This is a genomic window from Type-F symbiont of Plautia stali (genome assembly GCF_059731105.1).
The window spans coordinates 220,708-233,243 of the sequence record NZ_AP035910.1; the positions used below are offsets into that span (position 1 = coordinate 220,708).

Annotated in this window: 11 protein-coding genes; 3 read left to right on the forward strand and 8 right to left on the reverse strand. The window is 58.0% G+C overall.

Annotation, left to right across the window (positions count from 1 at the left end; genetic code table 11):
* Nucleotides 1-144: 144 nt before the first annotated feature.
* Nucleotides 145-2,085, forward strand: a complete 1,941-nt coding sequence (locus tag AC6I7A_RS20530; RefSeq protein ID WP_058958071.1) for a methyl-accepting chemotaxis protein — start codon at nucleotides 145-147, stop codon at nucleotides 2,083-2,085.
* 121 nt (nucleotides 2,086-2,206) lie between these two features.
* Here AC6I7A_RS20530 and AC6I7A_RS20535 read toward each other — a convergent pair whose 3' ends face one another.
* From AC6I7A_RS20535 to AC6I7A_RS20555, 5 genes are read right to left on the reverse strand one after another with little or no spacing between them, the layout of a single operon-like run.
* On the reverse strand, nucleotides 2,207-3,289 hold the full coding sequence (locus tag AC6I7A_RS20535; protein WP_058958072.1) for an ABC transporter ATP-binding protein: 1,083 nt from the start codon (nucleotides 3,287-3,289) through the stop codon (nucleotides 2,207-2,209).
* 2 nt (nucleotides 3,290-3,291) lie between these two features.
* Nucleotides 3,292-4,239 carry a carbohydrate kinase family protein gene (locus AC6I7A_RS20540; RefSeq protein ID WP_058958073.1) on the reverse strand — a complete coding sequence of 316 codons (948 nt, stop codon included), beginning with the start codon at nucleotides 4,237-4,239 and terminating at the stop codon, nucleotides 3,292-3,294.
* A gap of 2 nt (nucleotides 4,240-4,241) precedes the next feature.
* Nucleotides 4,242-5,081, reverse strand: a complete 840-nt coding sequence (locus AC6I7A_RS20545) for a carbohydrate ABC transporter permease (RefSeq protein ID WP_046102671.1) — start codon at nucleotides 5,079-5,081, stop codon at nucleotides 4,242-4,244.
* On the reverse strand, nucleotides 5,071-5,979 hold the full coding sequence (locus AC6I7A_RS20550; protein ID WP_058958074.1) for a carbohydrate ABC transporter permease: 909 nt from the start codon (nucleotides 5,977-5,979) through the stop codon (nucleotides 5,071-5,073). The genes AC6I7A_RS20545 and AC6I7A_RS20550 overlap by 11 nt, the downstream gene beginning before the upstream one ends.
* A gap of 9 nt (nucleotides 5,980-5,988) precedes the next feature.
* Entirely contained in the window at nucleotides 5,989-7,236 is a 1,248-nt protein-coding gene (locus tag AC6I7A_RS20555) for an extracellular solute-binding protein (protein WP_058958075.1), read from the reverse strand.
* Nucleotides 7,237-7,529: 293 nt separating this feature from the next.
* On the opposite strand from AC6I7A_RS20555, the gene AC6I7A_RS20560 reads away from it, so the two are divergent.
* The gene (locus AC6I7A_RS20560; protein WP_009092963.1) at nucleotides 7,530-8,699 is read left to right on the forward strand and encodes an ROK family transcriptional regulator; all 1,170 of its coding nucleotides are present in this window, start codon (nucleotides 7,530-7,532) and stop codon (nucleotides 8,697-8,699) included.
* Between the two features lie 40 nt (nucleotides 8,700-8,739).
* Here AC6I7A_RS20560 and AC6I7A_RS20565 read toward each other — a convergent pair whose 3' ends face one another.
* From AC6I7A_RS20565 to AC6I7A_RS20575, 3 genes are all read right to left on the reverse strand, one after another.
* Entirely contained in the window at nucleotides 8,740-10,014 is a 1,275-nt protein-coding gene (locus AC6I7A_RS20565) for a Glu/Leu/Phe/Val family dehydrogenase (RefSeq protein ID WP_009092964.1), read from the reverse strand.
* A gap of 455 nt (nucleotides 10,015-10,469) precedes the next feature.
* Entirely contained in the window at nucleotides 10,470-10,859 is a 390-nt protein-coding gene (locus tag AC6I7A_RS20570; protein WP_009092965.1) for a DUF1090 domain-containing protein, read from the reverse strand.
* 124 nt (nucleotides 10,860-10,983) lie between these two features.
* Entirely contained in the window at nucleotides 10,984-11,754 is a 771-nt protein-coding gene (locus AC6I7A_RS20575) for a MerR family transcriptional regulator (RefSeq protein ID WP_058958076.1), read from the reverse strand.
* A 362-nt stretch (nucleotides 11,755-12,116) separates the two neighbouring features.
* Here AC6I7A_RS20575 and AC6I7A_RS20580 point away from each other — a divergent pair, with 362 nt between their 5' ends.
* The gene (locus AC6I7A_RS20580) at nucleotides 12,117-12,512 is read left to right on the forward strand and encodes a hypothetical protein (RefSeq protein ID WP_046102667.1); all 396 of its coding nucleotides are present in this window, start codon (nucleotides 12,117-12,119) and stop codon (nucleotides 12,510-12,512) included.
* Nucleotides 12,513-12,536: the final 24 nt, after the last annotated feature.

Here is a 12,536-nt window from a genome sequence, read left to right on the forward strand (position 1 = left end):
TTTCCCCGAAATAATCAGGCGGCGTTCTGCGTGCCGCAGGCTGAGCGCAGGGTAAAGTTCAAAAAAACGCCGCCGATAGATGATCTCAGGAGCACTATAACCACAAGGAGGTAAAGAGCAGGATCATTTCCAGGGGAAAAAATTATGTCCAGTTCGTTACTAAAAAAGAAAAAAATGAGTACCCGTGCGCAGATGCTGCTCATGGGCGGTTTAACCATCACGCTGGGCTTTACCGTCACCATCGGTGTCCTCAGCTGGCAGTCTGGTAAAGAGCAGAAAGCGCTGGCAGAGAAGTATCTGCAGCAGATTGCCCAGAGCCGGGGTCTGCAGGTGCAGCAGGAGCTGACACATGCGCGCGATGTGGCCAGTCATCTTGGACAAAGTCTGATCGCTTTACCGCATGCAGGCATTACCGATCGTAAGGCAGCGGACAAAGTGATGGAATATGCGCTGCGCGCCAATCCTGAGTATCTGTCGATGTCAGTGATATTCGAACAGAATGCGTTCGATGGCCGCGATGCGGAGTTCGCCACCCAGCAGGGTCAGGCGCCACAGGGCCGCTATGCCTGGTTTGTTGACCGTGATGCCTCAGGCCATTACGCCATGCATCCTCTGCTTTCTTACCTCACGCCGGGACAGGGCGACTACTATCTCATCCCGCAAAAGTCTCAAAAAGATACGCTTACCGAACCCTATAGCTACGCCTATAACGGCGTGCCGACATTACTCACCTCTGTTGCTGCGGTGATTATGGATCAGGGCACGCTGAAAGCGGTCGTCACGTCAGATATTTCGCTGGCCTCGCTGCAAGCGAAAGTGAACCAGATTAAACCCTGGCAGGGCACCGGCTATGCGCTGCTGCTCTCCAATGGCGGCAATGTGGTCTCATCGCCGGTTAAAGAGGAGGCCGGAAAACCCTGGAAAGGCCAAACCGATAACTTTACCTCGAAGGTGGTGCAGCATTTTGATGGGGTACTGGGTGAAGAGGCGCTGGTCACCTGGCAGCCGGTCGTGATCGGCAACAGCGATAAGCCCTGGTATCTGGGCGTGGTCGCGCCGGTCAGCCAGGTGATGGCCGCCGCCAACCGCCAGCTGATGTGGGCAGTGATCCTGATGGTGGTGAGCATTCTGCTGGTCGGTACGGTGCTGGGTATGCTGTTCAGCCGTAAGGTGTTGCGTCCGATTGGCGGCGAGCCGATCGAAGCGGCTCAGATCGCGCTGGCGGTAGCCGATGGCAAACTGGATAACGCGATTGCCGTGCAGAAGGGCGATCGCAGCAGCCTGTTCTTTGCCCTTGAGACCATGCAGACCCAGCTGCGACAGATTGTCGGACAGATTAAAGATGCCAGCGAATCAGTGCGTCAGGGAGCAGGGGAAATTGCCAGCGGCAACCTCAACCTGGCGTCGCGCACCGAGGAGCAGGCTGCTGCGCTGGAGCAGACCGCCGCCAGCATGGAGCAGATTAGCGCCACGATTCGTCTGAACGCCGACAACGCACAGCAGGCGACCAGCCTGACCGAAAACGCCACGCACATCGCCAGCCGCGGTGCCACGCTGGTCGGTGAGGTCGTGCAGACCATGGCGCAGATTGATGACAGCTCGAAGAAAATTGGCGATATCACCACGATGATCAACAGCATCGCTTTCCAGACCAATATTCTGGCGCTGAATGCGGCAGTGGAAGCGGCGCGTGCTGGTGAACAGGGACGCGGCTTCGCCGTGGTCGCCAGTGAGGTGCGTAATCTGGCCCAGCGCAGTGCCAACGCTGTGAAAGAGATTGGCGCGCTGATCGAAGAGTCAAGCGTGCGGGTCGAAAGCGGCGTCCGGCTGGTGAACGATGCCGGTAAGACCATGCAGGAGATGATGCAGGCGGTGAACTCGGTGCAGGGGATTATCGATGAGATTGTCACTGCCTCTGACGAGCAGGCGCGTGGCATCAGTCAGGTCACTATTGCCGTCAACGAGATGGATGGTACCACCCAGCAGAACGCCGCGCTGGTGCAGCAGATGTCCGCCGCCGCCAGTTCACTGGAGGATCAGGCGCAGCAGCTGGCGCAGACGGTGGAGCAGTTTCACCTGGCATAAAACGCACTGACAACGCCGTCGCTGCGGGACAGGGCGATGGCGCAGACCTCTTCCGCAAAGTCGCAACACCCGCCATCCCTGGCGGGTTAGCCCTCTGTGTGGGCTGTCTGATGCAGATTCATTACGCCTCTGTCAGGCGCTCACCGCTGATGGCATCAAACAGGTGCATCCTGTCCGGATTAACCGTTACCGGCAGCGTGCCACCCGGCACGGCATCACTGCGGCCGCTCAGCTGCATATGCAGCAAAAATCCCTGCCACGTCAGATGTAACAGCGTCGACTCCCCCGTAATCTCAACGATATTCACCGTCGCCGGTTGCCCGCTGACATCGGTGATCAGATCGTGAGGGCGCACGCCCAGCGTGACCGGCTGACCCGCCTGCTGCTGTGCGGCACGGTGCCAGCGGGAAGGGAGCCGCAGCCACTGCTCACCACAGCAGACGCCAGGCACGGCGTCCCGTACTTCAAAGCGGGCATCCAGCAGATTCATCGGCGGTGAGCCGATAAACCGCGCCACGAAGGTGTTAACCGGGCGATCATAAATCGCCAGCGGCGCACCCTGCTGCACGATAACGCCATCCTTCATCACCACGATCTGATCGGCCAGCGTCATCGCTTCGACCTGATCGTGGGTGACATAAACCATGGTGGTTTTAAAACGCTGATGGAGCGATTTGATTTCGGCGCGCAGCTCCATCCGCAACTGCGCATCCAGGTTCGAGAGCGGCTCATCAAATAAAAACACCTGCGGGTTGCGCACCATCGCCCGGCCCATCGCCACGCGCTGCCGCTGTCCGCCCGATAAAGCCCGGGGATAGCGCTGCAACAGCTGATCGATGCCGAGAATGCCCGCAATCCGGGCGATTTTGCTCTTCTGCTCCTCGCGCTTCACCTTTTTCACCTGCATATGAAACGCCAGGTTCTCAGCGACGGTCAGGTGCGGATAGAGCGCGTAGCTCTGAAACACCATCGCGATATCCCGGTCGGCGGGGTCGAGATCGTTGATGCGCTTTTTGTCGAGCAGGATGTCGCCGTCAGAGACGCTATCCAGACCGGCAAGCAGCCGCAGCAGGGTGGATTTACCGCAGCCGGAGGGACCGACCAGCACGGTAAAAGTGCCGTCAGGAATGGTTAAATCCAGCGGCTGCAGTACGCTCTGTTTACCGTAGCGCTTCGCCACCTGTACAAGTTCAACACTGGCCATGGTCAGCGCACCTCATTTGAAAGTTGGAGTTGTTGCCAGCTGGGATAGCGGCGCGGTGAGCTACTGATTGCCTGTGACGCCACATCAATGCCCCAGCGCAGGGCGGTATGAGAGGAGTGCTGATAGAGCAAGGCGGTGAGAAAACCGGCATTGAAACTGTCCCCCGCACCGATGGTGTCGACCACCGTCACCGGTTGTGCGGCGGCAAATTGCACAGAGGCGGCAGACCAGAGGCGTGCGCCCTCCGCGCCGCACTTGATCACACATCCGCCGCGGCCGCTGAGCCGCGCTGACAGCTGTTTGCCGCTCTGCTCAAGCAGCTCTGCGCCCGCCAGACCCAGCGCCTCCACCTCATTCAGCAGCAGCCAGTCGCAGTCCGCTAACCATGCCGCAATCTGTAAGCGAAGGGCATCGCTCCAGCCCGCTGGCGGCCAGCCGGTGTCCACCGCCACACAAAAACCACGCTGCTGTAAGGTGGCCAGCAGCGCGGGATAGTGTGCATAAAGTTCCAGGCAGAGAAAGGTGCCGCACAGCAGCACGATGTCACCCGGGACGGCCTGCGGCGGCAGCTGAGCCAGCACATCGTCGACGGTCAGCAGGGTGATGTGCCCGTAGTTGCTGAGAAAGGAGCGTTCGTTATCGGGGTGAGTGACGCCCACCGTCAGTGACGTCTCGCAGGCGTAGCGCGGCCACTGCTTCGCGCTGTGCGGAAAATGGCTGGCCAGCCAGTGACTCAGACCATCATTACCCTGGTTGGCGATAGCGCGATGCGGCACCTGCATCGCCTCCAGCGCCAGCGCGCAGTTTCCGGCCGAGCCGCCGGGACGAAGCTCACTGTGCTGCAGCATCACTTCGGTGCCGCGCTGCGGCCAGTCACTGAGCGTACTCATGATTAAATCGACGTTGATATTGCCCACCACATAGAGGGTGGCGCCAGTGGAATGGTTCATAGTTATCCCTTACTTCCCCCGCTGGTGAGACCACTGACCAGCGTTTTCTGCAGCCAGATGGCGATAAACAGAGGCGGTACCGATGCCAGAATGCCAATGGCGGCGATCAGCCCGTCATCCGTCGCCCGTCCGGCGGTAAAACCGGCAATGGCGACCGGCAGGGTCTGGGCCGACAGATTGCTGGTGAACAGCAGCGCGTAAAAAAACTCATCCCAGGCGAGCAGCCAGCCAAACAGGGCAGCGGCACCCAGCACCGGTTTTGCCAGCGGCAGCGTGATGCGCAGCAGAACCTGCCAGAAGCGCAGGCCATCCAGCCGGGCTGCCTGTTCGATATCACGGGGCAGGGCGTCGAACTGATTCTTCAGCATCCAGGTCAGAAACGGCAGGATCAGCGAACAGTAGACCATCACCAGACCGGGACGGGTGTTGAGCAGCCCCAGCTGTTGCAGCAGGAAGTAGAGCGGCAGTACAAAGGCCACGGGCGGCACCATATAGATCGCCAGAGCGCCGGAAAGCCAGGCATCGCGACCGCTGTAGCGTGAGAAGCTGAACGCCGCCGGGATCGCCAGCAGCAGGGAGATCGCCGTGGCGACCGACGCGACCAGCAGGCTGTTTCCCAGCGCATGCAGGAAAATCGCGCCCGGCTGGCCAGGTGCCAGCGAAATCAGCCCCTGATAGCGGCTGAAATCCCACTGGCGCGGCAGCCATTCTAACGGCACCCGTGAGAGATCGCTGGCGGAACTGACGCTCATCAGAAACAGCCAGCCCATCGGGGCGAGAATGCTGAGGGCGACCAGCAGCGCAGCCCCGTAACGCAGCCCCTGGCGCAGTTTAGTTTTCATAGGCGGAACTCCGGCGGCGCTGATGCCATAACATCAGCAGATAGAGCGTGATCAGCAGGGCGCACATCAGGGTCATCAGGATCGCGTAGGCAGCGCCGCTGCCCGCACGCAGGTAGCTGAACGACTCCTGATAGACGAAGAAGCTCAGGGTTTTGGTGCTGTCCACCGGCCCGCCGCGCGTCATCACATAGATGATGTCAAAAATTTTAAAGGCATCGATGGTGCGCAACACCAGCGCCACGCCCAGCGGCGCGACAATCGCCGGGAAGGTGATCGCCCGGAAACGACGCCAGGCGGAGGCCCCATCCAGTCGCGCCGCCTCAAACAGATCGTCGGGGATCGACTGCAGCGCAGCCAGCACCAGCAGGGTCACCAGCGGATAGTTTTTCCAGATGTCTGCAAACATCACCGCATTCAGCGCGGCATCCGGAGACCCCAGCCAGCTGCGATAGCCGTCAATAATGCCCAGCTGGGTGAGCAGGGCGTTGATGCTGCCGTAGTCGGGGTTGAAGTTCAGCCGCCACATCATGGCGTTGACAATCGTGGGCAGCGCCCACGGCAGGATCACCAGCACCCGCAGCACGTTGCGTCCGTGGAATCGCTGATTCAGCAGCAGCGCCACCAGCACGCCGATGATCCCTTCACAGACCACAGAAACCACGGTGAAATAGAGGGTACGCCAGATCGAAGCCCGGAAATCGGGATCGCTCAGCGCATAGAGGTAGTTTTCCAGCCCGACCCAGCCTGGCGTTTCCCCGCTGCCAATCAGCGCAGCATCGGTAAAGCTGAGCCAGATTGTGCGCACCAGGGGCCAGGCGGTCAGCAGCAGCATCACCAGCAGCATGGGTGCCAGCAGCACCCATGCCTGACGCTGTTCGCGTTGACGCAGACTCAGCATCATCACTCCCTAACGCAGCCGGGCGGCGCTTTTATCGACCGTCGCCATCGCATCCTGGGCCGACGTTTTGCCCAGTAACACCTGCTGCAACTGCTGCTGGAGCTGGTTCGACAGGCGTGAGTAGTCGGCCGTCTCAGGACGGGACAGCATCACGTTAAGCGATTTATCCGCCGCGGCGATCAGACTCTCCTGACCTTTTTTCACCGCCTCATCCTGATAAGACGATTTCCAGATCGGCAGGCTGAGTTTCGCATACTGATTCTGCACCGGCTGAGAGGTCATATAGCGGATGTACTGCCACGCTTCATCCGCATGGCTGCTGCCTTTGGTGATACCCAGCCCCATTGAGCCGTTGACCGCACCCACTTTGCCCGGTGCATCCCCCGGCGCAGGCATGATGCCCACCTCACCCGCCACTTTGCTCTGCTTGGGATCGTTGGCCATGTTGTACATGTAGGTCCAGTTCAGCGCGAACGCCGCATCGCCATTGGAGAACGATTTACGCACATCCTCTTCCAGATATTCACGCGACGCCGGATTGCTCAGCCCCTGATCGAGTGAGCTTTTCATCAGCGCCAGCGCCTTCAGAGAGGCCGGGCTGGAGAAGTTGAGCTTGCCGTTCTGATAGAACTGGCCGCCAAAGCCGGAGACCAGCGTGGTGTAATCGCACACCAGCGCTTCCGCCTGAGACCAGCTCCAGACGAGCGGATAGGTGACGATCTTTTTCTCTTTAATGATTTTCGCATCATCCAGTACCTGCTGCCAGGTCTCTGGCAGCGTCGTAATGCCCGCTTTCGCCAGCATCGCTTTGTTGTAATAGAGGTACTTGGTGTCGAGGATCCACGGCATGCCGAGCGTTTTGCCTTTGAAGATCACCGTGTTCATCGCACCCGGGAAAACCTTCTCTTTTTCGTCGGGTGTAATGCGTGATGAGACATCCTGCAGCAGATCGAAACGGCTGAATTCTGCCGGCCAGATGGCATCGAACAGCACCACGTCATAACCATTGCCGCCCGCACCGCGCGCCGCCACGATCTTGTCATGCAGGGCTTCATAGGGAACAAACTCCAGATTGACGCTGACATCCGGATGCGCTTTCTGAAAGTTCTGCGTCATGGCGCGGATATCATTTTCGCTATAGGCGGCCTGCGTCATAAACAGGGCATTAATCTGCGTGGCCGCCGCGGCGCTGCCTGCGCTTAACATCAGTAAGGCGGCAAAGCCGGCTTTGAGTCGGGGGGTATAACGCTGTGACATGGTCTTCTCCACTATGCAGCAACAGGCTGTCGGTTAATTAAATCAATTTGATTGATTTAATCAGGGACGTAATGGTCAGCGGGCAGGCTGACCTGTCAGGAATTAAGCAAAGGACGTGCCAGTAAAGCGCGGTAACATTAACAACGTCGTAACAACGCTGGCGCCCAGCCTGCGCTTTTATCGCCGCCTTGCCTATCCTGAACCGCAGAAATTGCGTACACGATCAAAGATATTGTTTGCCTCCATTCCTCCGCATACCAATACTGTGAGGTCGCGCTGTAAGGGAAAACAACATGAGAACCTCGGGCACCAACCTTGAACATGCGCGGGCGCATAACCGCCGTGTGGTGATTGAAGCGATTCGTCTGCATGGCGAGCTGACCCGTGCCGAACTGGCACGGCTGACGGCGCTGACGCCGCAGACCGTCTCCAACATCGTGGCAGAGCTGGAGCAGGCTGAACTGCTGACCAGCCGCCAGCCTCGCCGCAGCGGGCGTGGTCAGCCCTCCATTCCGGTCACGCTGAATCCGACCAGTGCCTGGTCGATCGGGATTCACCTCGATCACCAGACCCTGCTGCTGGTTCTGGTCGATCTCAGCGGCGAAGTCCACTTCCGCCGCCTCCTGCTGGTGCAGAAACCCCAGCCTGCTGCCACCCTGGCGTGCATTGCTGACGTGCTGACGGAGATGCGGGCCTTTCTCGGCGCGCAGTGGCAGAAGGTATTAGGCATAGGCGTGGTGATGCCGGGACCGTTTGGCGTAGAGGGCATCTCATCGGTGGGGCCGACCACCCTGAACGGCTGGGAGCAGGTCGATATCGAAGCTGAACTTGGCGCGATCAGTGGCCTGCCGGTGACGCTGGAGAATGACGCCACCGTGGCCGCCATTGGTGAACGGTTTCATGGCATCGCCCGTCAGCTTAACTCCTTTATCTATCTCTATATCGGCACCGGCCTGGGCGCGGGGATCTTTACCGATGGCCATATCTATACCGGCCATGCCCATAACGCGGGGGAGATCGGCCACATCGTGGTCGAGCCGGGCGGGCGCGACTGCTACTGCGGCAATCAGGGCTGTCTTGAGCGTTATGTCTCGTTACAGGCGGCCTATGAGTTCTGCGGCCTCGATCCGATGCGGGCGCTGCCTGACGACCTGCTGCAGATTGATCCTGCGCGTTTCAGTGCCTGGATTGAAAGCATAAAGACGCCACTGCGCCAGGCAATCAATATTCTGGAGTCGGTGTTTGATGCAGAAGCGGTGATTATCGGCGGGATGATGCCCGCGCCGTTGCTGGAGCAGATGGTCGCACAGTTACCGCCGCTCTATCAGTCGGTGCGCGGACGCTATCTGAATGCGATGCGACTGAAGACCGGCATGACCGGCAGCGATACCGCCGCGCTGGGTGCCGCCGCGCTGCCCATCTTCGATGAGTTTAACCCGCAGTTTCAGGTGCTGATGAAGTAGAGAGGAAATGGCGCTGTTGCAGACAACAGCGCCACCGGGATCAGCCCGGATAGATCCCGCGATCTTTACGCGCCATCAGGATACGCTCACATGCCACAATGTAGGCCGCGGTGCGCAGCGAGCACGCTTTTTCTTTCGACTTGTCCCAGACGTGAACCATCGCTTCTGTCATGATCTTGTCTGAGCGACGATTGATCTCATCTTCACTCCAGAAGAAGCTGGCCATGTCCTGCACCCATTCAAAGTAGCTGACGGTTACGCCGCCCGCATTGCAGACCACATCCGGTACCACGATAATGCCGCGCGAAGCGAGCATGTCGTCGGCGTCAGGGTAGGTGGGGCCGTTCGCGCCTTCCAGCACGATTTTGCAGCTCAGCACCTCAGCACGCTCACGGGTAATCTGACCTTCCAGCGCCGCCGGGATCAGAATGTCCATCTCCGTCGTCCAGAACGCCTCTTTCTCAATGCTCTGCGCGCCCGGGAAACCGGCGATCTGCTTGTGCGCAATCTGCCATTCCGTCAGGGCTGCCATGTCGATACCGTCGGCATTGAACAGGGTGGCCGTGTGATCCTGAATCACCACCACGCGCGCGCCCGCCTCGTCAAACAGTCGGGCCGCTTCACTGCCGACATTACCAAACCCCTGAACCGCCACGCGGGCACCTTCAATTTCAATGTCTGCGCGACGCGCCACTTCGCGTCCGGTGATAAACACCCCGCGGCCGGTGGCTTTCTCACGGCCCAGCGAGCCACCCAGATGAATGGGTTTACCGGTGACGACGCCGGTGACGGTGGTGCCGAGGTTCATGGAGTAGGTGTCCATCATCCACGCCATCACTTTACCGTTGGTGCCGACATCCGGAGCCGGGATATCTTTCTGCGGCCCGATGATGATGCCAATCTCACTGGTATACCGGCGTGTCAGACGCTCCAGCTCGCCCTCAGAAAGTTTAAAAGGATCGACGCGGATGCCCCCTTTTGCGCCACCGTAGGGCAGGTTGACGGCCGCACACTTGATGGTCATCCAGGCGGAAAGCGCCATGACTTCGTTAAGGTCGACATCCGGATGATAGCGAATGCCCCCTTTGCCGGGACCGCGTGAAAGGTTGTGCTGAACGCGATACCCTTCAAAATGGCGAATTGAGCCATCATCCATCTGCAGGGGAATGTCGACAATCAGTGCCCGCTTGGGATGACGTAAAGTATCTATCCAACGTGAAAGATCGCCCAGATAGGGCGCCACCCGGTCGATTTGCTGCAGGTAGGTTGACCAGGCAGATGTGCTGCTTTCAGACGCATAAGATAACTTATCCATAAAAAACCTTTCTTAATGAAGTTATTTATTGTGTGGAGCCGTGGATGACGCGCGTACTGTTTTGCGCCGTCATAATCTAACACTCCTGAAACAAATAAGATGTGGCAGGCGCCCGTTCCCGACCGGGTTATGCCCCATTCTGGGGCAGACAAAGTGAATAGTTTGCTGATTACACCCCGCACAAGGCGAATAATGATGCGCGTGAAGTGCGTATTTTGTGCATAGCGTGAGAAAACTCGCTATCTTTCAATTCTTTGAAGGCGTTCAAAAAGTTAAAGAATTGATCGACGCGATATTGACTTTATTGCACCAATTAAGTGCATGAGAATAAGTAATCAACCGATTACATTAAGTAATGGATAAAAGGTGAATAGCGGTGATTATTCAGCAGGTTAGAAAACAGACGGGAAAAATTAAAAAATAAGAGGCCAGCGCTGCTGGCTGGCCTTATCAGATTAGTGAGTCAGCGCCTGTTCCGCTTCCTTCAGATCCTGACGCGCCTCAGCAAGCTTCTCTTCACGCTTGCGGATTTTGCTGGCACTGCGTTCTTCGGCTTTCGCCTGAGCCAGTTCCTGTTCGCGCTCCTGAACCTTGCTGCGCTTTTCGGCCACTTTTTCCTGACGTTGCTTCAGCAGGCCGCTTTCGGTGCAGTGCTCTTCAACCTCACGCCGCGCTTTTTCCAGCCCGGCAATCTGGTGAGAATTATTGTGCTGTCGGGCAAAGGAGAGCTGCGTCTCAATCTCCTGCTTTTTTGCTGCACAACCGGTTAACGCAGAGTCGGCATGCGCCGCCGTGAAGGTCAGGGGCAGCAGGCAAAGGCTGAGGGCCAGTAAGGTCTTTTTCATTGTCTTCTCATCTGTGAGTCAGGAGGTGGAGACAACAGTATACGAAGCCGCCTTAAGCGGTTCTTAACAGAAAAAAATATTCACTGGCGCGGAAAAAGCGGAGAGGGGGAAAGGCTGCCTGCTGTCAGGCAGCGCTTGAGGCGGTTGATTGAGCAAGGCTAAGACGGCAATCAGGACCACTGAGCATGACGGGATGCCCCTGCTGACTCTGCTGTCTGAAATAGTCCTGCATCACCTGACTGATGCCGGCACCACACCACATGACATGATGCGCATGGCGTCCGGTGTTAAACGCCGGTTGTCCGCTGGCACTGGCATCCACCTCGACAGTAAAACCCATCGCGGTCAGACGAATGGCTTCCAGCCAGATTTCGGTTTTGTCCAGGACGCTCACGGCTTCCAGAAACAGCGGAACAGAGGCGTGGTTTCGCGCCGCGTCACGCATCATCAGGTCAGCCTGCAGCTGCACCGTTTTTTCAAACCGGGCAAGACGGCGTGTGGCCCCCTGACGCCGGTCTGCGTGAAGCCAGACACTCAGAGGGCGCAGCAGATTAATAATGAAGTCATCCCCGCTGTAGTTACCGGACATATTGTTCATCTGACGCGAAAGCGACAGGGGTGTCCCGAACTCAAGCTGCCAGAGCATGTCACCTTTACGCGCCGCCCAGCCGTGGGTCATGATCGAGGTGGCGGTCTGCTGACCCTGTCTGATCTCCTCGGGCGTCGCGCCCGTGGCAGTTAAGTCAACCAGCGTGCGGATTTCACTGAGCTGTGCGTCACTCCAGTGTTCAGCGTGTTGTCTGGGCGTCAGTAACCCCTGCTTCACCCAGCGCTTCAGGTTCGCAGGATGCGTGCCGGTTATTGCACAGACCGTTTCCGTTGTATGAAAAAGCATATCGTGCCCTCTGTTGAGGGAATGGCCGCCGGGGTTAACCGGGGATGAACGTCTACTATGAACCTGATAACCGCTAATGAACAGGGGGGCTCCGGAGGAAAAACAGCGTCCCCGCGGCGTGACGCTGCGCTTATTCGTCGTGAGCAGCCGGGTAAATTGAGGCTGATCAGCAGGTTAAAATATCTGCGGCTCGTGAAAAAAAAGACTGTTTATTTATTCAGTAAAAATTCTTTACGCAACTATACCGGGCAAACCAGGGATATTTTAACTTTTTTAAGAGGATACCGATCTCTCCTCCTCTTTTATCTGCCAGGCAAACGACTAAAATATGGGGTTCTGATGATCAGGAGAAAGAGTGCCCAATGCCTTATCGTTTTACCTTCGCCGCGTTGACGGTTGCTGCGTTATTAACCGGCTGTGCGAAACAGACGCCCAGCGATACGCCAGATGAATTTGCTGCGGGTCCGACGCAGATTGATGTCTCACACATTAAAACCCGTGCCGATGATGGTTCAAGCGTCTTCCTGACGGTAGATGGCAAAGATGCCGGTAAATTACCGAATGGCGAAAGCATGCTGCTGCACGTTCCGGCCGGAAAACACCAGATTGGCGGTTATGTACCGACGCTGTTCGGGATGGGGCGTGTCACCATAGCACCGGTGGAAGTGACCACGTCACCTCAGGACGTCAAGAAAGTGGCCTATACGGTCACCCGTAACAAAGCCACCTTTGTCGAGAACAAGGACGAGCAGGGCTGAGCAGAGCACAGCGGAGAGCAACGC

What these genes read in the sequence shown, in the direction of transcription:
- AC6I7A_RS20545 (WP_046102671.1), bottom strand. Translation starts at nt 5,081, where the DNA reads ATGAAAACTAAACTGCGCCAGGGGCTGCGTTACGGGGCTGCGCTGCTG.
- AC6I7A_RS20555 (WP_058958075.1), bottom strand. Translation starts at nt 7,236, where the DNA reads ATGTCACAGCGTTATACCCCCCGACTCAAAGCCGGCTTTGCCGCCTTA.
- AC6I7A_RS20530 (WP_058958071.1), top strand. Translation starts at nt 145, where the DNA reads ATGTCCAGTTCGTTACTAAAAAAGAAAAAAATGAGTACCCGTGCGCAG.
- AC6I7A_RS20565 (WP_009092964.1), bottom strand. Translation starts at nt 10,014, where the DNA reads ATGGATAAGTTATCTTATGCGTCTGAAAGCAGCACATCTGCCTGGTCA.
- AC6I7A_RS20575 (WP_058958076.1), bottom strand. Translation starts at nt 11,754, where the DNA reads ATGCTTTTTCATACAACGGAAACGGTCTGTGCAATAACCGGCACGCAT.
- AC6I7A_RS20580 (WP_046102667.1), top strand. Translation starts at nt 12,117, where the DNA reads ATGCCTTATCGTTTTACCTTCGCCGCGTTGACGGTTGCTGCGTTATTA.
- AC6I7A_RS20570 (WP_009092965.1), bottom strand. Translation starts at nt 10,859, where the DNA reads ATGAAAAAGACCTTACTGGCCCTCAGCCTTTGCCTGCTGCCCCTGACC.
- AC6I7A_RS20540 (WP_058958073.1), bottom strand. Translation starts at nt 4,239, where the DNA reads ATGAACCATTCCACTGGCGCCACCCTCTATGTGGTGGGCAATATCAAC.
- AC6I7A_RS20535 (WP_058958072.1), bottom strand. Translation starts at nt 3,289, where the DNA reads ATGGCCAGTGTTGAACTTGTACAGGTGGCGAAGCGCTACGGTAAACAG.
- AC6I7A_RS20550 (WP_058958074.1), bottom strand. Translation starts at nt 5,979, where the DNA reads ATGCTGAGTCTGCGTCAACGCGAACAGCGTCAGGCATGGGTGCTGCTG.
- AC6I7A_RS20560 (WP_009092963.1), top strand. Translation starts at nt 7,530, where the DNA reads ATGAGAACCTCGGGCACCAACCTTGAACATGCGCGGGCGCATAACCGC.